This is a genomic window from Massilia sp. Masssp93 (assembly GCF_059491295.1).
In genome coordinates, this window is sequence record NZ_CP168502.1 from 1465185 (window position 1) to 1486738 (window position 21554).

General features: G+C 66.2%; 11 protein-coding genes and 1 pseudogene. 3 read left to right on the plus strand and 9 right to left on the minus strand.

Going from position 1 to position 21554, the window contains the following annotated elements:
* Positions 1–7 precede the first annotated feature (7 nt).
* The 4 genes and pseudogenes from ACEN9Q_RS06285 to ACEN9Q_RS06300 form a co-directional block, all read right to left on the minus strand.
* Positions 8–970 (minus strand): TauD/TfdA family dioxygenase, encoded by a 963-nt coding sequence (locus ACEN9Q_RS06285; protein WP_495627717.1) that lies wholly within the window; start codon positions 968–970, stop codon positions 8–10.
* Positions 971–979: 9 nt separating this feature from the next.
* A complete protein-coding gene (locus ACEN9Q_RS06290; RefSeq protein WP_495627718.1) occupies positions 980–5896 on the minus strand; it encodes an amino acid adenylation domain-containing protein in 4917 nt (1638 codons plus the stop codon).
* A 181-nt stretch (positions 5897–6077) separates the two neighbouring features.
* Positions 6078–7340 (minus strand): annotated as a pseudogene (locus tag ACEN9Q_RS06295) (condensation domain-containing protein); the annotation flags it as partial.
* A 105-nt stretch (positions 7341–7445) separates the two neighbouring features.
* Positions 7446–9779, minus strand: coding sequence for a penicillin acylase family protein (locus tag ACEN9Q_RS06300; protein WP_495627719.1), 2334 nt, complete (start codon positions 9777–9779; stop codon positions 7446–7448).
* Between the two features lie 1101 nt (positions 9780–10880).
* Between ACEN9Q_RS06300 and ACEN9Q_RS06305 the strand changes: the two genes are divergently transcribed.
* Together ACEN9Q_RS06305 and ACEN9Q_RS06310 are read left to right on the plus strand one after the other, a co-directional pair.
* The gene (locus ACEN9Q_RS06305; protein ID WP_495627720.1) at positions 10881–13019 is read left to right on the plus strand and encodes a TonB-dependent receptor plug domain-containing protein; all 2139 of its coding nucleotides are present in this window, start codon (positions 10881–10883) and stop codon (positions 13017–13019) included.
* 43 nt (positions 13020–13062) lie between these two features.
* Positions 13063–16293 (plus strand): lantibiotic dehydratase, encoded by a 3231-nt coding sequence (locus ACEN9Q_RS06310; RefSeq protein WP_495627721.1) that lies wholly within the window; start codon positions 13063–13065, stop codon positions 16291–16293.
* A 202-nt stretch (positions 16294–16495) separates the two neighbouring features.
* Here ACEN9Q_RS06310 and ACEN9Q_RS06315 read toward each other — a convergent pair whose 3' ends face one another.
* From ACEN9Q_RS06315 to ACEN9Q_RS06330, 4 genes are all read right to left on the minus strand, one after another.
* Entirely contained in the window at positions 16496–16648 is a 153-nt protein-coding gene (locus ACEN9Q_RS06315) for a hypothetical protein (protein WP_495627722.1), read from the minus strand.
* Between the two features lie 403 nt (positions 16649–17051).
* Positions 17052–17795 (minus strand): hypothetical protein, encoded by a 744-nt coding sequence (locus tag ACEN9Q_RS06320; RefSeq protein ID WP_056450280.1) that lies wholly within the window; start codon positions 17793–17795, stop codon positions 17052–17054.
* Positions 17796–18419: 624 nt separating this feature from the next.
* A complete protein-coding gene (locus ACEN9Q_RS06325; protein ID WP_495627723.1) occupies positions 18420–19109 on the minus strand; it encodes a M23 family metallopeptidase in 690 nt (229 codons plus the stop codon).
* Between the two features lie 35 nt (positions 19110–19144).
* Positions 19145–20122, minus strand: coding sequence for a L,D-transpeptidase family protein (locus tag ACEN9Q_RS06330; RefSeq protein ID WP_495627724.1), 978 nt, complete (start codon positions 20120–20122; stop codon positions 19145–19147).
* Between the two features lie 120 nt (positions 20123–20242).
* Between ACEN9Q_RS06330 and ACEN9Q_RS06335 the strand changes: the two genes are divergently transcribed.
* Positions 20243–20542: a 2Fe-2S iron-sulfur cluster-binding protein gene (locus ACEN9Q_RS06335; protein ID WP_495627725.1), complete on the plus strand. Its 300-nt coding sequence runs from the start codon at positions 20243–20245 to the stop codon at positions 20540–20542.
* 15 nt (positions 20543–20557) lie between these two features.
* Here ACEN9Q_RS06335 and ACEN9Q_RS06340 read toward each other — a convergent pair whose 3' ends face one another.
* Complete coding sequence (locus ACEN9Q_RS06340) at positions 20558–21451, minus strand: alpha/beta hydrolase (RefSeq protein WP_495627726.1); 894 nt, start codon at positions 21449–21451, stop codon at positions 20558–20560.
* Between the last annotated feature and the right edge of the window lie 103 nt (positions 21452–21554).

The window sequence follows — 21554 nt, forward strand, 5'->3', positions numbered from 1 at the left end:
TCGGATGTCAGGCGGACCAGGTGCGGGCTTCGGCCATCGCAACGAGCACTTTGCGCGCACCGTCGTACGGGTCGCGTCCATGGGAATACAGCATGTTGTCCAGTAACATCAGGTCGCCGTTACCCCATGCGAAGGCGATCTTTTCTTCTTCGTAGACGGCCCGGATGGCGTCGAGCGCTTCTTCCTCGATGGCTTCGCCGTCGCCGTAGTAGGCATGGCGCGGCAGGCGGTCTTCGCCGAAGGTCTGCAGCAGGGCCTGGCGGTTCTCGGCGGTATGGCTCGACACGTGGAACAGATGGGCCTGGTTAAACCAGACGGTCGCGCCGGTGTGCGGATGCACGGCGGTGGCCGGGCAGTCCTGCTGCGTGCGCAGCAAGTCGTCGCCGATCCATTCGCAGACGATGCCGTGCCGTTCGCAATACGCATTGACTTCCTCGCGCGACTCGGTCTGGAACGTTTCCTGCCATGGCAAGCCGACGCTGCTGTAATGGCGCACGTAACGCACGCCCTTGCGCTCGAACTTGGCGCGGATCGGCGCGGGGATGCGCTCGTACACGCGGCGGCTGTCGGCCACCGGCGTCGCGCCGCCCTGTTCGGCCGCCACCAGGCACATGAACGCCACCTTCATCGGCCATTCATGCGAATAGGCGTTCTCGTTGTGCAGGGGGATGCTTTCTTCCTTCGGGTACTCGGTCGAGGTATAGACGTTGCCCTTCAGTTCAGTGCGCGGCGTGGAGCGGTTGGTATAGGACAGCAGGCCGTCGCTGAACAGCGTGGCGGCGATGGTGGCGAACTGGCCGCTGCTGATGATGTTCAGTCCGCGCAGCAGGACGACGCCGTCGGCTTCGATCCGGGCCATCAGCCGCGTGCGGTGCTCGGCCATCCAGGCGCCCAGCTTCATGCCGTTCAGCGTCATCGGATAGCTGATGGCTGCCAGTTGTTCGGGGGAAGCGTACTTGCTCAGTTTCATGTGCGATCCTTAGATTTCGATTTCGATAGCGTCTTCACCGGCCTGCTGGGAACTCGTGGCCATGGCCAGCGCGTCGATCAGGTCGGCAAGCGTGCGCGGAGAGTGGTTTTCCATCAAAAAGTGCACCGGGATGCGGCGCTGCAGTTGCTGGTCCAGTTCGTTGGCCAGGCGGGTCACCAGCAGGGAGTTGCCGCCGGCGTCGAAGAAGCGCTGGTCGACCGACAACTGTTCGGTCTTGAGCAGCGCGCACATGATGCGGTGCACGACGATCTCGGTCGGCGTGGCCGGCGGCACGCAGGGCGACGCCTGCTGGCCGGCCAGTTGCGCGAGCAGGGCGCGGCGATCCGGCTTGCCGTTGCCCAGCAGCGGCATCGAGGCCAGCACGACGATCGCCTTGGGCAGCATGTAATCCGGCAGCGCGCCGCGCAGCGCCGCCATCGCGTCGGCCGGCGCGAGGCCGCGCGCGACCACGAAGCTCGCGAGGCAGTCCTGGCCGGCGTCGTCGCGATGGACCAGCGTGATGGCGTGGCTCACGCCGGACAGGCGCAGCAGGCTGCTGTCGATTTCGGCGAGTTCGATCCGGAAGCCGCGGATCTTGACCTGGTCGTCGAAGCGGCCGCCGAACTCGAACAGGCCGCGCGCATTCAGGCGCACCCGGTCCCCCGTGCGGTAATGCCGGACCGGCGCGCCGGCGGCGCCGGGCGCGCGGAAGAACGCCGCGCCGTTGAGGTCCTCGCGGTTCTGGTAGCCGAGGCTGACCGTCGGGCCGCCGATCACCAGCTCGCCCCACGCGCCGTGCGGCACGGCCAGGCCGTCCTTCAGCACCTGGGCGGACACGCCCGGCAGCGGCAGCCCCAGGGGCGCGGCATGGTCGATCGCGTGCAGGTCGATGGCATGGGTCAGGCAGCCGATCGTCGTTTCCGTCGGACCGTAATGGTTGATCACGGCACAGGCGCGCCGCAGGCATGCCGCCTTGATGGCGTCGAGCGTCTCGCGGCGCAGGACTTCGCCGCCGAACACGAGGAAGCGGGACGGCACCGGCGCCGCGTATTCGCCTTCGTCGCACAGTGCCGTGAAATGGCCCGGCGTGATCTTCATGACCTCGATCGCGTGCTCGTGCACATAGCGGCTGACGGCGGCGCCGTCGAGCATGGTCGCGTTGTCCATCAGGTACAGGCACGCGCCGTGCCACAGGCCGAGGTAGAGCGTCGTGTTGCCCAGGTCGGTGTGGAAGGCCGAACTGACGGCGTAGCGGCGGCAGTCGCCGAACCCGTGGCGCTCCGTCATGGCGGTCACGTAGTGCGCCAGGTTGGCATGCGTGACGCGCACGCCTTTCGGATAGCCGCTCGAGCCGGACGTATAGATCAGGTAAGCGACGTGGTCGCCGGCCGGCGCCGCGGGCGGCGCGGCATCGGCGTAGTCGGCCAGCCAGTCGTCGTCGGTGACGCCGTCGAGCAAGACGATGTCGGTGCCGGCGCCCGCGAACCGGGAAGACACCTGCGCATGGCAGACCAGGACGCGCGCGCCGGCGTCGTCGAGGACGAACTCGAGGCGGGCGGCCGGCAGTTTCGGATCGATCGGCACGTAGGCGGCGCCGAGCGCCTGGATCGCCAGCATCGCGACGACGCCGCCGATGGTGCGGTCGGCGCACAGGGCCACGCACTGGCCGGCTTCGACGCCGGACTCGCCCAGGACGGCCGCCAGGCGCCGCACCTTGCCGGCAAGCTGGTGGTAGTCGAGCGTCGTGCGGCCGTCGCTGACGGCGGGCGCGCTTGGATGGACGGCTGCGTGGGCGAGTACGCGGTGCGCGACCGATGCGCCCGATGCGACGGGCGTGCGCAGCGCGGCGGCCGGCACCGTGCCCGCGAGCGCCAGCCGGCCGGCCAGTTCGCGCGCCGGCACGTGCAGCAGGTCGGGCAGGCCGCGCAGCAGGTCCACGTAGGCGGCCAGCATGCGCTCCATGGACGCGGCCTCGAACAGGTCGTCCGCATACTGCCACTCGAGCAGCATGCCCTGCGCGCCGGGCATGGCGGCGAGCATCAGGTCGAACTTGGTGTTCGCTTCGCTGCCGTGCTGGAGCTCCAGCCCGGCGCCGTCCAGGTGCAGTTCGCCCGGTTCCGCGCCGTGCAGCACGAACCACAGCTGGAACAGGGGATTGACGCTGCGCGACTGGACCGGAGCGAGCGCGCCGAGCACCTGCGCGAACGGCACCTGATGGTGGGCGAGGTGGTCCTGCCACTGGCCCGCATTGCGCGCCAGGACGGCATGCAGCGTTTCCGGCGGCGCGTACGCGGTGCGCGTGACGACCGTGTTGATGAAGCAGCCGATGTGCGGATACAGGCGCTTGTGCGGCCTGCCGCTGACCGGTGTGCCGACGAGGACGTCGCGGCACTGGCTGTATTCGCCGACGAGGACGGCGAACGCGGTCTGCATCAGGATGAACAGCGACACGCGTTCCCGGGCCGCCAGTTGCGCCAGGCGCGCGCTGGCGGCCGGGTCGAGGCGGCCGCGCGCGACGCGGCCGCGGAAACTCATTTTTTCCGGCCGCGGCTTGTCGAGCGGGAGTTCGTGCACCGCGGGCGCGCCGTGCAGGTGCGCCTGCCAGTGCGAGACCGCGGCCGCGACGGCGCCGGCCCGCTCGCACTGGTCGAGCGCGAAATCCTCGTAGCTCACGGCCAGTTCCGGCAGGTCGGCCCGCGCGCCGCCGCGCACTTCGCGGTACAGCGCCGCCAGCTCGGCCTGGAAGTTCGCCAGCGACAGGCCATCGACGGCGATGTGGTGGAACGTGACGAGCAACAGGCCCGGCTGGCCGTCGCAGGTGAACAGGCTGGCGCGGAGCGGCAAGTCGCGTTCGAGGTCGAAGGAGCGCAGGCGCTCGTCGCGCGCGAGAGCCGCGCGCGCGGCGGCGTCGAGCGCCGGCACCGCGCGCACGGCGAGCACGAAGGCGGTCGGGGAGACGGGGCGCAGCACGGCGCGCTCGCCCTGGTCGACCACGACGCAGGCCAGCGGCAGGTGACGCCCGACGATGCGGCGCAGCGCTTCCTGCAGCGCCGCGCAATCGAGCGCGCCCCGCACCAGGTAGGCGCCCGGCACATTGTATTCGTGGCTGCCGCCGTTCAGCTTGTGGCTCAGCCACATCTGCTGCTGGACGAACGACATCGCCACCTCGGCGCCGGTGCCGCGCGCCGCGCCGGCGCGGCGCGGTGCCGGCGTCTCTGTCTGCGCCAGGCAGCGGTCGACCAGGTCGGCCTGCTGGCGGATGGTCGGCAGGCGCAGGATGTCCGCCAGGGCGACGTCGGTGCCGAAATGGTCGTTCAGCTCGGCCTGCAGCTGCATGGCCGCGAGCGAATGGCCGCCAAGCGCATAGAAATCGGCGTCGACCGAGGCGACCGGCACCTGCAGCGCCGCCTGCCACAGCGTCCACACGGCGCGCTCGGTCGCGCTGGCGTCCGCCTGCACGGGTGCGGCCGGCGCGGGCGGCGGAGGCAGGGCGCGCAGCCGTGCGCGGTCGATCTTGCCGTTGGCATTGATCGGAATCTGGTCGAGCACGGTGATGTGCGCCGGCACCATGTAGTCCGGCAGGACGCAGCGCAGGTGGGCGGCCAGCCGCGCCGGCAGCGTGTCGGCGGCGGCGCCATGGCAGCGCACGAAGGCGCGCAGGTATTTGTCGGCGGCGCCGTCGCCGGCCGCCACCACCGCCGCCTGGGCGACCTCCGGATGGCTGCACAGGCAGCTCTCGATGTCCCCGGGTTCGACACGGAAGCCGCGGATCTTGACCTGCTGGTCGATGCGTCCGAGGTATTCCAGCTGGCCGTCCGGGCGCCAGCGCACGCGGTCGCCGGTCTTGTAGACGCGCTCGCCGATGTCGGGGCCGGGGACGTCGGCGAACTTCTCGGCCGTCAGCGCCGGCTGGTTCAGGTAGCCGATGGCGAGGCCGTCGCCGCCGGTCCACAACTCGCCCGCTTCGCCGATGGGCAGCAGGCGGCCGTGGGCGTCGACGACGTGGACGGTGGTGCCGTTGACCGGCCTGCCGATCGGCAGCGCGCGCACCGGGTCGCCCGGGCCGGTCAATGCCGCGCAGGCGGTGAACACGCCGTTCTCCGTGGGCCCGTAACCGTTGATGAAGACGACGCCGGGCGCGAGCTGCCGCATCTTGAAGTGCGCCGCCGGCGGCACCACGTCGCCGCCCGACAGCAGATACTTCAGGCTCGATGGCACGTGCGTCAGGCGCGCCACCCATTTGTGCGCCAGGCCGGCGGTGAGCCAGAGGTGCGTCACGCCATGCGCGTCGATGAGGCGGGTGAGCGTGTCCAGGTCGAGCGGGCGCTGGCCGTGCAGGACCAGCGTGCCGCCGTTGAGCAATGCGCCCCAGATTTCCAGCGTGGCGGCGTCGAACGCCAGGTTGGCCGCCTGCAGCATGACCGTGGCGGCGTCGAGCACCATGAAATTCGGCTCGAGCACCAGGCGCAGGATCGCGGCCTGCGGCAAGACCACGCCCTTCGGCGTCCCGGTCGAACCGGACGTGTAGATGATCCACGCCGGCATCGTGTTCAGGGCCGCCGGCGGCACCGGCGGCGCCGGACGGAACGCGGCGCCGTCGGCCTGCGCGACGGCCGCGCGCGTGCGCGGGTCGTCGAGATCGATCAGCGCGCACTGCAGCGATGCCAGCGCGGCGCTGCCGTCGGCGTCGGTCAGGATCGCCGCCGGGGCGGCGTCGGCGACGATGGCGGCCAGGCGTTCCGGCGGACAGGCGAGATCGAGCGGCACATACGGCCGGCGCAGCATCACGGCGGCGAGCATGGCCACGATGGCGTCGGCCGATGCGCGCATGGCGATGGCCAGCGGCGCGCCGGCGTCGCCGCTGGCGCCGGCGTCGTGCTGCAGCCAGGTCGCCAGCTGGCGCTGCGCGGTCCCGCAACTGGCCATAGCTGAGCGCCGCGTCGGGGCCGCGCAGCGCGATCGCGTCGGGCGTGGCGGCGCACATGGCGTCGAAGCGGCGCGCGATGTCCTCGCGCTGTCGGCCGGGCGTTGCCGCGCCCAGTTCGGCGAGCAGGACGCGCTTTTCGTCGGCGGGCACGAGCGCCGCGGCGGCCAGCGTGAGCTCGGGCGCCGCCATGAATTGGCGGGCGAGATCGTCGAGGCGGTCGAGGATGCGGGCCGCATCGGTGGCGTCGTGGAACGCCTCGTTGACGTCGAGCTGGAGCTGGGTCGGCTGGTGTGCGCCGAAATCGCACACGTTGAGGGACACCGGCGTCTGGGTCCAGCAGTTGGTCAGGTATCGGGTGACCGTCTGCAGGTGCGGGCTGTCGGTTTCATAATCGAGCCGCATGTAATTGAAATGGATGTCGAACATCCGCCCGGCGCGCTGGCCGCCCGCGCCGGTGCCGGTCGCCACCTGGGCGCCCGCGGCCTGCCTGCTGCTGCGCAGCATGGCCTGCCTGGCCATGCCCATGAGGTCGACGATGGTGCTGTCGGCGGGCGCCGACAGCAGGCAGGGAATCACGCGCACGTAGCTGCCGACGATGTCTTTGTCGGCGCGGCGGCGGTTGTGCGAGGGCAGGCCCACCACCAGGCTGGTACGCAGCTTGAGGGAGGAAACATAGGCAAACAGCAGCGCGAGCAGCAGGTGGTGGAATTCGAAGCCGTGCGCGCACGCGAAGCCGGTCAGCGCATCCAGGCGCGCCGGGGCAATGTCGCGCACCACGCGCACGCTGCGCTGCGTCCCGGTGTCGGCGGTGCGCGCCTCGAACAGCGGTTCGAACACCGCGTCGGGCAAGGCATCGAGCGCCTGTTCGCGCCGCTGCGGCGCGGCGCCGTCCTTGGCAAGGCGTTCGGCGACGCTGTGCATGAACGTCATGGCCGGGGGCGGGGTCGCGTTGCCGCGCCGCGTCCCGGCCAGGTAGCTTGCCATCAGCCGCTTGACCCACAGGCCGAAGCCCCAGCCGTCGATGACGAGATGGTGGGCCACCGAGCAATACCAGGACTCGCGCGGGCCGACCTTGATCAGCGCGGACACCTGCAGCGCTTCGCGGTCCAGCTGGAACACGTGCTGGAACGTGCGATCCAGCCAGGCCAGCGCCGCGTCGGCGGGAGCCTTCTCGGCGCTGACATCGAGCAGTTGCAGGACCGGCTTGCCCGGCTCAACCCACTGGCGCAGCTGCCCGTCGATCTGTCCGAAGCGCAGCTGCAGCGCGTCGTGCAGGGCGCTCTCGCGTTCGAACGCCGCGGTGAATGCCTCGATATCGACGTCTTCGGTCAGTTGAACATAGCCGCCGATGTTGTACAGCGGGACGGTCTTGTGGATGGCCTGGTCGAGAAAGATCGCCGTTTGCGACGCCGACAAGGGAAAGCCAGTGTGTTGTGCGGTCATGGAATCGACTTTTCGGACTGGTTATGGACGCGACAGGACGTGACGGGCCACGCGCCTGCCCGTGGGCAGGACGCTGGCGTCCGTCAGGCAAGGACTCTTGGGGCGTTAGTTCAGGGGCGTCAGGCGCAGGACGTAACGCGGCGTGCCGGCGAGCAGGGGCAGGGGTTTGCCCGTCCGCCATTCCTCGTGGCCCTTGCGGAAATACGGCGTCAGCGGATTGCCTGCCTCGCCCGCCGGCATCGTCAGGATGGCGTCCTGTTCGTGACCGGGGGATACGACGAGGCGCATGGCCGGGCCGAAGGACATGAACTGGGCCAGCACCACGTTGCTGTCGCCATTCATCGGGCTGCTGGGCATGTCGAGTATCGAGCCGAGCAGGGGAATGCCCTTGCTCAGCGGATGGCGGATATCGGACATGTTCGCTTCGCCCCATACCGCTTTCGACAGCGCACCGTTGAAGCGCTTCTTGTACGGGCCATAGACGCGGCGCACCAGGGCATCCTGGAAGTACGCATCCCATGACGCGAATCCGGCGGGCAGCATGTTGGCCGGACGCCTGGACACGATTTGCCACAGCGGCAGTTCCCAGTTGTGCGCAAACATGTCCCAACGCAGCTTGGGATCGCTCTTGAGGACTTTGGAGAGAGCCTCGGTCATCAGGTCGCCGGCGACTTCATCGCGGAAGCGGCGAATGACGCGGTAGGCCGCCGAATCGGCCGCGGCGCGGCCATCCCACTGCGCAAACGTGTCCTTGAGTACTTTCTTGTCCTCGGACTCGGGCATGCCGGCGATGACCTGGGTGATCAGGCCATCCCAGCGCTTCATGAGCAGGGACACGTCGTCGAGCTGCATGGCGAGCATGTCGGCTTCGTTCATCGTCTTGCTCGCCGCCAGGACCTGCTGAATGCGCATCGCGCGCACGCCCAGGGCGAAGGAGGATCCCGCGCCGATTTTTTTCAGGGCGTCGCCGTCGAGGACGCGATTGTTCGCCGTCCACAGGTAATCGTGGTCCGCGGTCGTGAGCAGCGGGTAGTCCGGCGTGTCGAGCCAGCCCGACCAGCCGACGCCATTGCCCCATTCGACCGGTTCGGTCCCGTCGAAACCGGTGCGCTGCGGAATCCTTCCGGCGATGGTCCAGGCCGCGTTGCCATGGGCGTCGGCGATCAGCATGTTCATCTGCGCCATGCCCGCGTGGGAGGCGATCTTGAGCGCGCCGTCGATGGACGGTTCGGTCATCATGCCGTACAGCTTCAGGTTGTTGCCCTCGACATGATGAGCCACCCAATTCATCGCGTAGGCGGCCTGGGCGTCGCTCGCGACCACCGGTCCCCACTGGGTTTCCTGCACGTCGAGCGGGATGGCGCTGCCGCCCTTGACGGCGATCATCTCGCGTACCGTCCTGCTCTCGGCCGCCAGGTGTTCCTTGGGAATGCGGACCAGGTCGCTCCAGTCCCCGTTGCTGTTGGTCAGGCCCCAGGCGATATTGCCGTTGCTGCCGGCGACCAGGAGCGGCAAGCCCGGGATGCTGACGCCCGCGACGATCCGGGACGACTCCTTGGTCTTGAAGCTGACCCGGTAGAACGTATTCGGCTGTTGCAGCGGCAGGTGCATGTCGTTCGCCAGGATGGCGTGACCGTCGATGCCTTTGCGCCCCGATACGGCCCAGCTGTTGCTGCCGATGATCGACTCCTTCGGCTGGCTCATGCCGAACCCCGCGTCGGCGACCAGGTCGTCGACGTGCGGGGCGCTGGCGATGGCAAGCTGCTTGCCCAGCAGTGCGGGCAAGGCGGCGGTGGCCGGCGCGCCGGCGTGCCCGGCCATCGGCGCATCCCATTCCGATTCGGACGGCTGCATGAAGTCGGCGAACTCCCGGTCGTACTGGGTGATCAGTTTTTGGCGAATCAGTTCCGGATGAGGCTCGTTGCGAACCTGCAGCATGAGGTACATGGCCATGTTCACCAGCAGGACGTCCTCTTCCTTCCAGGGCGCCGGCGCCGTGAGCAGCAGCGAGTATTCGAACGGCCGGGCATGCAGCTGGCGCAGGCCGGCGTTCACGCCGGCGACATAGTGGCGCAGCACCGTGCGCTGGTCCGCCGGCAACTGTTCGACGAATTCACGTGCGCGTGCGCGGAAGCGGTGCACCCGCGCGAGCTTGTCCGCCTCGACCGCACGGGCGCCGAACAGTTCGGCCAGTTCGCCGGCCGCCTTCCGCCTCAAGAGGTCCATCTGGAAGTAACGCTCCTGCGCATGCAGGAAACCCATCGAGAATACCGCGTCGTTCAGGTCGGCCGCTTCGATCAACGGCGTCCCGTTTTCGTCGCGCTTGATCAGCGCGCTCTGGTGCAGACCTGCGAGTGCAATATCGCCGTCGAGTTGCGGACGGCTGGCATACATATTCAGATAAAACGCGCCGGCAGCCAATGCCGTTATGCCCAGCACACCACTTGCCCCAATCAACGCGTATTTTGAAACCCGGCGCATATCTTCTCCACTCGTTTCGCTACCAGATAACTCGCCTCAGTGCTTTCTTGTGAGGGAATGTAATGGTTGTTAAAAATTTATTCTCGCATAAAGATTGTGAGCGTGGAAGAAAAAAATTTCAATATTATCGAGATTATTCACGGCGCATGAACCCGGTCCGGCGTTTCGATTTGCGAATGCCGGGCCGGTTATATATGGGAAGGGATCGCATGGTCCGCGAAATTGGATCGGCGGTAGGGGGAATGAGATTGACCCGGCGCTGCCGTGGCGCGGTTTAGGCTGTCGCGAAGGTCGGATTCCGCTGACGCTTGCTGTGATGTCCGATAAGGCCGCTATATAGATTAGTCGTGCGGCAGTTTTGACACGCAAATGTCATATTCGCCCGCCTCGCGCCGAATGGCGGCGGGCGGGTTCCCCACGTTTTATCGCGGGCTGGCGTTGCGCCGCGGCGCCCGCAGGCCGTCGCTCTCATAGGGAAACGGTGCCGAACGGCAGCCCGGCGTTGCGCCGGCGCCGGCGAGGCCGCACCCGGCGCCAAATCGTGATAATTCACGTATATCTTTTACTCGGATTATTCCTAATTGTATGAATGAGAATACTCTTAAACTTTCTCGTGGGTATATTCTTAATGTCGGGGTAGGACTATTCTTAATCACATGGCGGGAATATTCTTAATTGTTGAATGGGAATATCGTTGGTTGGCTTTGTATAAAAAAGACATGCTAGAGTGCATATGTCGCCGCGATGTGCGCAGGGATCATGATCCGATGACGGTTTGGTGGTGCGGATATGAGGCCTGGAGTTTCTGGTGTAATCACGCGCATTTGCATACGACTGCCGATTGCCTGCGTCCCGGTTTTGTCAATGGCGCGGATAATCCGGTATTGCGGCATTTTCGGTATGCCTTGGTCGGGAAATGGCGTTGATTGGTGAGCCGGACAAATATGGCGGGCAGGGGAGTGGTGCAGGGTTCGGTTCGAACGAGTCGGCGGGTCCAGGGTGGTTCTATTGAATTTTTGCCGGAATTTTGCCGTTGGTCGCAACATTATAAGAATATTTATGGAACGTCTATATAAGGCAGTATTCTGCCTTCCTGTAGTCGCAATACACTGCTCCGTTCATGCCCAGCAAGGCGATCGCCCCGTCGAGATCCAGCGCGTTGAAATCAAGGGGCCCGGTGCCGTCGAGCAGCGCCGCAACGATGCGGTCGGCCGCATCGTCGTCGGGCGCGACGACCTGGACCGGTTCGGCGACACGACGCTCTCTGGCGTGCTCAAACGCCAGCCGGGGCTGAGCGTGAGCGGCAACGAGGTCCGCATGCGGGGACTCGGCGCCGGCTACACGCAAATCCTGATCAACGGCCAGCCTGCGCCCGGCAATTTTTCGATCGACAGCATTCCGCCCGACCTGATCGAACGGATCGAGATCTTGCGCAGCGCCGCGGCCGACACCATGTCGCAATCGATCGCGGGCTCCGTCAACATCGTCCTGCGTAAAAAGGCCTCCGGTCCGCCACGGCGTACCGCCAAGGTCAGCGTCGAACACCTGCAGGAACGCAGCAACCCGGCCGGCACGGTGCAATGGTCGGGGCGGCGCGACAAGACCTCGTATTCGGTGGTGGCCACCGTGTCGCGCTCCCAGGTGCACAACGAGCCGTATGCGGACGAGCGCTCGGTCGATGCCGACGGCCTGGCCCTGCGCCGCTTTTACCAGCCGGTCGATATCGACCAGCGGCGCGCCAGCCTGACGCCACGCGTCGATACGACGCTCGCGAACGGCGACAAGCTGTCCTGGCAAGGCATATTCAACGACACCCGCACGTACGCGGCGGGCGAGTCGCGCGAAACCACGTTCGTGGGCGACCCGACCGCCTCGCCCGAGGCGCACTGGCGCAACGTGTTCAAGGCCTGGCTGGCGAAGTCCGACCTGAGCTGGGACCACCGGTTCGCGAACGCGGGCCGCCTGACCCTGACGGCCGGCGTCGACATCAGCGATCGGGACGGGGGCTTCCAGTATCACGGGATCGACAGCGACGGCATACCGTGGCTGGACCGGGTCGTCGTCGAGGGCTTCAGGGAGCGGCGCGCCACGACCACCGGCAAGTATCTTGCGCCGCTGGTCGCCAACCACGACATGGCGTTCGGCTGGGATGCGGCGGTCACGCGGCGCAGCGAGTCGCGCCTGCAGCAGGACAGCGAACCGCAGACGCCGCCGTATTACACGCTCGACCAGGGCTATACGGCGACGGTCGGGCGCCTGGCGCTGTACGCACAGGACGAATGGACGCTGGGCGAGCGGCTGCAGGCCTATCTGGGCCTGCGCTGGGAAGGGCTGAATACCCATACGACGGGAACCGAGTTCGCCGGCACGTCGACGCAATCGCGCGTGCTGAGCCCGATCGCACAGGTCGTCTGGAAACTGCCGGGGCGCGAACGCGACCAGCTGCGTGCCGCATTGTCCCGCACCTACAAGGCGCCGCAACCGATCGACCTCGTGCCGCGCCGCTATCCGACCAATAACGACAACGGTGCGACCAATCCGGACATGCAGGGCAATCCCGGCTTGCGGCCGGAACTGGCGTGGGGGCTCGACGTCGCGTACGAATCCTATTTCTCCCGCGACGGCGTGGTCAGCATTTCCGGTTACGCGCGCCGTATCCACGACGTCGTGTTGCGCGAGCTGTGGGTCGAGAACGGTAAATGGATCAGCGCCCCCATCAACGATGGGCAGGCGGAAGTGCGCGGCATCGAATTCGACGCCAGGGTGCCGGTCGCGGCGCCGCGTCCCGGATGGCCGGGCACGGACGTGCACGTCAATTTCGGCCGCAACTGGTCGCGCGTCGACAATCTGCAGGGGCCGGACAACCGCCTGGCCGCACAGGCGCCGGTCACCGCCAACGTCGGCGCCGACCTGAACTTCAAGGCCGGCATCACGGCGGGCGTGAATCTGCACGTGGTCGGCGGCAATGTCGCCCGGTTGACGTCGGCATTGACGACCCGCACTGCGATCCTGCGCGAACTCGACACGTACGTGGCATGGCCGGCCTGGGGCGGTCAATGGCGTTTTTCGGCCAGCGACCTGTTGCACCAGACCCGGCGCGACGTCCAGATCTACGACGACGGCGGGACCGTCAACGAGCGCAGGACATATATGCCGCGGCAAGCCGTCGTGCGCCTGCAGTATGAGGCGCCGTTCTGAACGCAGCGCCGCGCCGGTGGCGACGCCGGCGCGGGCATGGAGCATGATCGAGCCGTCCGATATGAACGATGTCACGCGAACCGCCACGCATCGGCCGCAGCACGTAGCACGCTACGTTCCTGCCGGTTTCTTCGTGTTGCGCACGCCGTTGCTCCCTCTCGATCTGTTCGAGCGTTGGGCGGACGACGGGACCGGCGGCGCCGCATCGCGCCGCGCCCATGAAGACCGCGTGCGCCGGCGGTTGCGCGACCATGTGAACGATGCACGCGTGCAGGAAGCGCTGTTGCTGGCGTCGCCCTCGCTGCACCAGCGCCTGCACTACTGGTTGAACGACCCCCTGAGCGCGAAAAGCCGGAAGATCGAAGCCGCACTGGTCAAATATTTTTCGCGCATGTGCAGCCGGTCCACGCCGTTCGGACTGTTCGCCGGCATGTCGACGGGTCGCGTCGGGGCGCGCACGCAGTTGGTGTTGAACGACCCGTCCAGCTATGAAAAGCACGCACGGCTGGACAATGGCTATGTGTGCCGGCTGGCCGAGCGCCTGCTCGGGGACGACAGAATCAGGCAGCAGCTGCGATTTTTTCCCAACGATACGATATGCGAGAGCGGAGACCGCCTCCGCTACGTCGCGTACGAGGTGGAAGCCCGGGCCCGTACCTATCGGCTCGCGGGCGTCGAGAACAGCCGGGCCGTCGTCGCTGCGCTCCGGATGGCGCAAGCGGGGGCGACGCTTCGCGCACTGGCGCAACACGTCGCGCGCAGCGAAAACGTGGACGAAGAAGAAGCACATGCCTTCATCGATGCCATGGTCGACTGCCGGTTCCTGGTCTCCGAACTCGAGCCGACGGTTACCGGCGATGAACCCTTGCGTTCGATGCTGGCCACCGTCGCCGCCCTGGACGACAAGACCGACGACGTCATGCGGCTGATTGCGCTCGACCGGAAGATCGGGGCCCTGAACGCCGGACGCGTCGGCGGGCCGGCGCATGGCTACGACGGGATCGTTGCGGAACTGGATGGCCTGGATGCGCCGCGGCATGTCGCCGACGCGCTGCAGGTCGACCTGTTCAAGCCGGCCGGGGACTTGTGTCTCGACGAAGGACTGGTGGCGGACATCGCGCAATGCGCCGGCCTGGTCTACGCGGCGACGGCATCGCAGTCGCGCGCGGTCGACGGTTTCATCCGGCGTTTCGTGGCGCGTTACGACGGCCAGCGGGTGCCTCTCGGCGACGTCCTCGACGCGGAAAAAGGCATCGGTTTCGGCGACATGGGGGCCGACGAGTCCCACTTGCTGCAGGACCTGAAGTTCGCCCAGGACGACGCTCCCGAGTCCGAGGCCGGGACGCCGTTCGGCCGGTATCTGGTGCGGAGATTCCTGGAGGCCGTCAAGAACGGCAGCGACGAGATCGCGATCACGCGCGACGACCTGGCGCGGTTCCAGCGCGACGGCCTGCCGCCGCCGCCCGCATCCATCTGCGCGAAAATCGTGCCCGTCAAACGCGATGCGGCAGGTATCGCGAAGGCGCACGTGCGTTTCTTGTCGGGTTCCGCGAGTTCCTTGTTCGGTCGGTTCTGTCATGGCGATGAAACGCTGCGGGCCCTCACGGCCGACCTGATCGCCGAGGAAGGACGGCGATGCCCTCACGCGGTCGTCGCGGAAATCGTTCACTTGCCCCAGGGGCGGATCGGGAACGTCGTCGCAAGACCCTGCTTTACCGACCATGAGATCGTCTACCTGGGGCGATCCGGCCGCCCGCTGGACAAGCAGGTCAGGCTGGACGACCTGATGTTGTCGGTCGAGGACGGCCGCCTGAGATTATGGTCGAACCGGCTGGAGCGCGAGATCGTCCCGCGCCTGTCGTCGGCACATCACTTCCTGGGGAAAGGAAATCTCGGGGTTTATCAGTTTCTGGCGAGCCTCCAGTTTGCCGGCGCGGGGCGCTTCGGACCGGTGTGGCCGGCCTGGTTGCAGGGCATGCCCTACCTGCCGCGCATCAGCGTCGGCAGGCTGCAACTCACCCATCGGCAGTGGAACCTGTCGGCGGCCGATATCGACAAGCTGGGCGACGCGTACGCAAGCGGCCTGCCGGGAAAATTCGCCGAGGTGGCTGGCGAATACAAGCTCCCCCGATTCGTGTCGCTGGTCGAGCATGACAACGCGCTGGCCATCGATTTCGACAACCCCTTGTCGGCGCAGGTTTTTTTCGACATGGCCCGTGGCGCCCGGTCGCTCAGGCTGGAGGAGGCCTACGTGCCGGCGCAGGACGCGGCGGTCAGCGACGGCAAGCACAGCTACGCGAGCGAAATATTCATTCCGCTCCTGCTGAGCAAGGACGAGGCGGGCCGTCGACAGGCGAACGGTCACGGGACGCCGCCGTCCCGCGCGGCCGGCGCCGTCATCGATGGGCACGCCGTCGGGCGGACGCTCGCGCCCGGCGGAGAGTGCCTGTACGTCAAGATCTATTGCGGCAACGCGACTGCCGACCGGCTGATCGGTGGGACATTGCACGACCTCTTGACGGGCTGGACGGCCAAAGGGCAGGTCGAGAAATGGTTCTTCATCCGGTATGCGGATCCGGAAGCCCATGTACGACTGCGCCTGTTCGGGCCGCCGGCGGCGCTGTGGGGCGGCGTGGTCATGGACCTGAACGCGGCGTTGCGTCCGTTCCTTGCGGACCGCACGATCTGGAAAATCCAGATCGACACCTATGAACGCGAACTCGAGCGGTACGGCGGGGGCGACGGCATATTATCGTGCGAAAAGATCTTCCATGCGGACAGCGAGGCGGCTGCCCGGTTCATTCCGATCGGCCGGCAATGCGGTGCGAAGAAACACGGCGATCACGCGATATTGGGCGTGGATACGCTGTTGAAAGATTTCGATATCGATGCATCCGACAGGCTGATTTTTCTGCGTCGTCTCGCCGCCGGCTTTGGCAAGGAATTTAACATTTCAAAAGATCAGGCCATTCTCTTGGGGAAAAAGTTCAGGGGGATGCGAGACAATCTCCAGGTCTTGTTGAATGGTGCGCCGACGGGGCAATCGGAAGCCCGCGACATTTATATGGCGCGCTCGGAAATCATCCGTGCGGAAGGACGGCACTTGCTGCAAAAACTCGGGCGCACCCGGCAGCAGCAGATTTGTGCCAGCGTGATTCACATGTCCGTCAACCGATTTTTCAGATCGGAGCAGCGCCGGCACGAGATGGTGATATATGACCTGCTGCGCCGCCATTATGAATCGCTGGCCGGACGCGATCGCGCGGAAAATTAACCGCACGCGGAATTGCATGCGTCCGTCCGGTATCCCGGGTGACTGGAGCGTCGATCCTGATATTGCGACGCGCGATTATTCGAGATATCGGCTGCGATCGGCGGACGCATTGGCCGACTGAATGGAACATAAAAAAATGGACACCGGATGGTGTCCATTGATTACGTGCGCCGGTTGACCGGTTTAATGCCGATCAGCCTGCTTAATCCTGCGGGAAGTTCTCGCGCGTTTCAGAACCGCATACGGCGGAGCAGTCATAAGTATTGATTACATTACTTTTCTCGGCCATATCGCCGTTGCTCAGTTGCTTCAGTGTTTCCAGGTTCAGCGACAATTTTGGTTTTGCAACGTCCATCTTTAAAGCCTCCAAAACATGAGTGTGAATAGGACTAAAACTTCGCGTATGCGGATTCATCCGAATATCTGATGTCCGCTTGTTAATAATATCACGAGATTCCCGGAAAATATCGTGCTTCGGTGGTCGTCATATATTATTTAATGCGATCCGGAGCGGGCGTTTTCGTCGTTTGGAATGGTTCCATATCGGCATAAGCGCCGACGCGTATTCGCCGCCGGCGAATATCGATACAGGACGCGGATTCGGCGGCGCTGGCCGATGACATGTGTTTGGGGGCTTTCGGTCTGAAACGGCCGGTGCAGGAAATGGTCGACGCCCGGTCGCCCGCGCGTCGACGGGCCCGGGCGCGCGGGCCGCCGGGGCCGCCGACGCAGGCGGGAGAGCGGGTCCGGGCGGCCGTTCAGGTCCAGTAAACGTATTCGGACGAGGACATTTGCGCGACAAAACAGTTGATGACCACCCTTTTGCTGCGCGTGCTGGTGACGGCATGGATATATTTGCCGTTAATGATCGCCATGTCGCTCGTTTCGACGGCAAGCTCGATATAAGTCTTATTCTCCAGCAAATCCAGCGGATAGGGATAACCATTGCCCTGCAGTTCCAGCCGGTCGCGCGTGGAGGTATCCGGAATGTAGTCGTAGATTCGCAAGCGGCCCGAGACAGCGTCCGCGCTCGCATAGAAATTAATCGCCATGACATTCTTGGCGTCGCGCACTTCCCAGCCTTCGTTGCGACTGCAGTCGATTTGCGAAAAGTCCTCGTGCGGGCGCAGCAGGAATTCGCTCGTGACCGATAAATCGGGAAGCCATTCCACCGCGCGGGCATGCAGGGCTTCCCGATCGCCGAGCCGGGAAGGGCGAATGGAACGCCGTGTTTTCTCGTTGATCGCCCGATGCACGAGCCTCATCGGATCGACCGTATTCTCGAAAATGCTGCTGACCGAGGCACGGGCTTCCGAGCATTGCATGAAATATTCTGCCGGCGTCTTGCTGTAGTGGGTCGCGCCAAGTATATAACCCGGAACGTTATCGGGGCGGCGCCGGCGGTGTTCGGACCCGAAGAAGTTTTTTTGAATGGCGATACAGTCGGCAGGCGGCACGACGTTCTTGACCAATGCGACGTCCAGCTCATCGGAGCTGATCATCGATATCGCATCGCCGATGCACTCGGCGCCTACAAATTTTCTGTATTTCACTCTCGTCCCTTTGTAAGAAATCCTGCGCACTTGCTGCAAAAGCGCGAAGTAGCCGCGCCGAAACGCAGCGGCTACGTAAGCCGCCACCCGTCCGCGCTTATTGATTGATACGACAGTTCGAATTGTCCGGATTGCGCGCGAATCCAATCATGCAGGGTAATCCACGTACCGTGGATGCCATTCGTTCGAATATATTAAACGGCGCAATGACGTTGAGAATGATGCCACAATTTTATTCTCAAACGCAAAATATTTGTAAATGAAATATATGCGAATTGCATATGTATTCGCGATCGGTCAATTCGGGGGTTTTTATCGCGGGAGTTCGTCCGAACGGGGGGGGGGAGGCGATTGCCGGCCGCCCGTAACGGGAGCCGGCGCCGTGTTCGAAGCGCGGAGCGGTGGAGCGCAGTCGGGGGAATGCGGCGACTGCGTTATTGATACGGGAGGATGGGGCTTTGCCGGCGGCCCGGCGTTAATCCGGCCGGACGTTCCTGGGCGCCGGCGGCGCCTTGATGGTTTTCCCCGCCAGGGCGGGGAGGGGCCGCGCACGCCACGGTCTGACGCGCGGCACTACGGCTGCAGCAACGGATACGGATCCACCGGCGTTCCCTTCCACCACTGCTTCTCCGGGGTCAGCTCGAACACGGCGAAGTGCAGGTGCGGCGCGTTCGGATCGGCGTTGCCCGTCGACCCGACATAGCCGATCAGGTCGCCGCGCTTGACCTGCGCCCCTTCCTGCAAGCCGTCCGCATAGCGGTCCAGGTGCGCATAGTAATAGGCGTATTTTTCGGTCGGATCGAACTGGTAGATGGTCAGCCCGCCCGGTTTGCTCGTGAAGAGTTTCACGATCTTGCCGTCCGCGGCCGCCACTACCTTCGCGCCCTTGGGCGCCATGATGTCCAGTGCTTCGTGATGGCGTTCGCTGCCGCGCGGCTGGTCGTACGTGTCGGTGAGCTTCGCGGGCGGGATGCCGTCGACCGGCACCAGCAGCTTGCCTGCCGGTGTGGCTGGCGGCGCGGCCGGCGTGGCCGCCGGGGTGTCCGTGCCGGCGGGACGCAGCGGCAGATCCAGTTCGGTCAGGTCGGGCATCACCTGCGGCGCCGGCGGCAGCTTGCCGTCGAGGGTGCCGGCGGGCGGCGGCGGCGCGGGCAGGGAACCCGTGTTCACGGCCACCGCGGGCGCCGCGTGCTCTGGCGGCATCTGGCGCAGCCAGACGAACAGGCCGCCGGCGCCCACCAGCACGCCGAGCAGGAAAGTCATCAACCATCTCATCGCCGTCTCCTCATTGCTTGGTTTTACTCTGTCAGCAGCACTGCCGTCCCCGCCTGCACGAGGCCCGCCACCTCGGATGCGCTCCAGTTCGTCAATCGGATGCAGCCGTGCGATTCGCTCTTGCCGACCGACGCCGGCACGGGCGTGCCGTGGATGCCGTAGTGCGGCTTGGACAGGTCGATCCACACCACGCCGACCGGATTGTTGGGGCCCGCAGCGACCGTCGTGTTCTTGTCGCCCGGCTTGGCGTCCCAGAACAGCTTGGGGTTGTAGTGGTAGGTCGGATTGCGGTGCACGCCATCGATCTTCCAGGTGCCGATCGGCAGCGGATCGTGTTCGCTGCCGCTCGACACGGGGTATTGCGCGAGGACGGTCCCGGCCGCGTCCTGCAGCTCGAGGGTGCGGGTGTCCTTCGACACGACGACGCGCGCGGCCGGCGCCAGCGGCGGCGTGCCGACGACGTTGGGCACGAGAATCTGTTCGCCCGCGCGGCCCAGGTCCTTGCCGGGATTGAGTTTTTGCAGCAGCGCCGGGCTGGCGTGGAATTTTTCGCCCAGGCCTTCCGCCGGCGAGCTGTAGCCGAGCGTGGGCAGTTTCGCCTTTTCCATCATGTCGTCCGGCACGGCACGGAACGGACCCGCGACGTCGGCATCGAGCAGTGTGTAGGTGAGCAGCGTGGGCGTCGCGTCGGCGTTGAGGGCGTTCCACGTCGCGTCGTCGAGCTTGCCCGTGGCGTTCAGGCCGTGCGCCTTCTGGTAGCCGGCGAGGGCGTGTTGCATGTTGGAGCCGAAGGCGCCGTCGATTTCGCCGGGCGAAAAATGGGCGCGGTCGAGCAGTACCTGCGCGCGCAGCAGCTTGTCGGATTCCGGCGCGGGCGTGGCCGCCGTTGCCGTTGCCGTCGATGCGGCCGTGCCGGCGGGACCGGGTTGCGCGGCGCCCGCCGGGCTGCCGGCGAGGCTGCCCAGCATGGCGATCAGAAACGGGATGCGAAGTGTTTTCAATTGATTCCTGCCTGAAGATGCGTTGGCTTCAGGTTAGTGCCGTGCCGGGCGCCGCTCTGTGCGGGAACGAACCCACCATGGTTGGGCTGCCCGATGCGTGCAGGCGGTACAATCGCCGGCATGACCGCGTTGACCATCACCCTGCAGCCCTCCGGCTGGTCGTTCCCGACCCAGCCGGACACGACGGTGCTGCACGCCGCCGAACGGGCCGGCATCGACCTGCCCAGTTCCTGCCGCAACGGCACCTGCCGCACGTGCATCTGCCGCCTCGCGGGCGGGACCGTACGGTATCTCGTGGAATGGCCGGGCCTGTCCTTCGACGAAAAGCGCGAGGGCTATATCCTGCCGTGCGTGGCGGTGGCGCTCGGCGACCTGGTCGTCGACCAGCGGCTCGCGAAACGGATCGTGTTTCCGGACTGAGCCGACCGGGCCGCGTCAGCGCGGGGCGGGCAGCATCGATTCGATCGCGCGCAGCACGAGCGGCCACGACGCCGACGTCGCGGCGACTTCGTCGTAATGGCTGGCACCCGGCAGAATGACGACCTCGGCCGCGTCGCCGGCGGCACGGGCGCGCGCCGCGAAGTCGTGCGCCACGCGCGGCGGCGAGATGGTGTCCAGTTCCCCGGTGACGAGGATCGTCCGGCTGCCGTTCGGCATCAGGTCGCCCGCATTCGTGTCGGCGAAGACGTCCGGGCGCGCGGCGCTTGGGGTGCCGGCCAGCTCGGCGACGTCGCGGCTGCAGCTCGTTTTCAACAGGGCCGATTCGCGCCGCAGGTCGGCGAGGCCGCCCAGGCTGACGACCCGGCGCACGGGCACGGCGTCGGCCCGGAACAGCGGGCTGGACGCGGGAATGCGGGGCCGCGCCGCGAGCCATTGCGCGAGCTGGCCGCCGGCCGAGTGTCCGACGGCCACGAGGCGGTCGAGGTCGAGCGGATGGTCGCGTGCCGTGCGCGCCAGCAGGTCGAGGGCGGCGTTCATGTCCTGGTAGGTGCCGGGATAGCCGCCGCCGGCTTCGTCCACGCGGCGGTATTCCACGTTCCAGACCGCGATGCCGCGTGCCGCCAGCGCCCCGGCCATATTGCGGAACTGCGTGATGCCGCCGTATTCCTTCGTCCAGCAACCGCCATGCACGAGCACGGCCACGGGAAACGGGCCCTTGCCGGGCGGGACGAACAGTTCGGCGTACTGCGACGGCGCGGCGCCGTAGCGCAGCGTGGCGTCCGGGGCGGGGCCGGACAGGGCCATGTAGTCGGTCAGCGTCATCGGGGCGGCGTGGAGGTTGGCGGACATGGCGAGGGCGAGCGCGAGGGCGGGAAGGCGGCGCGGCATGGTCGGCGACGGGATGTCAAAACCCGACTATACCAGCCCGCGCCGCCCGGCCGCACGATTGAAAACCCGGCCCGGTCTTCCATGCTAGGCTGCACACAACATC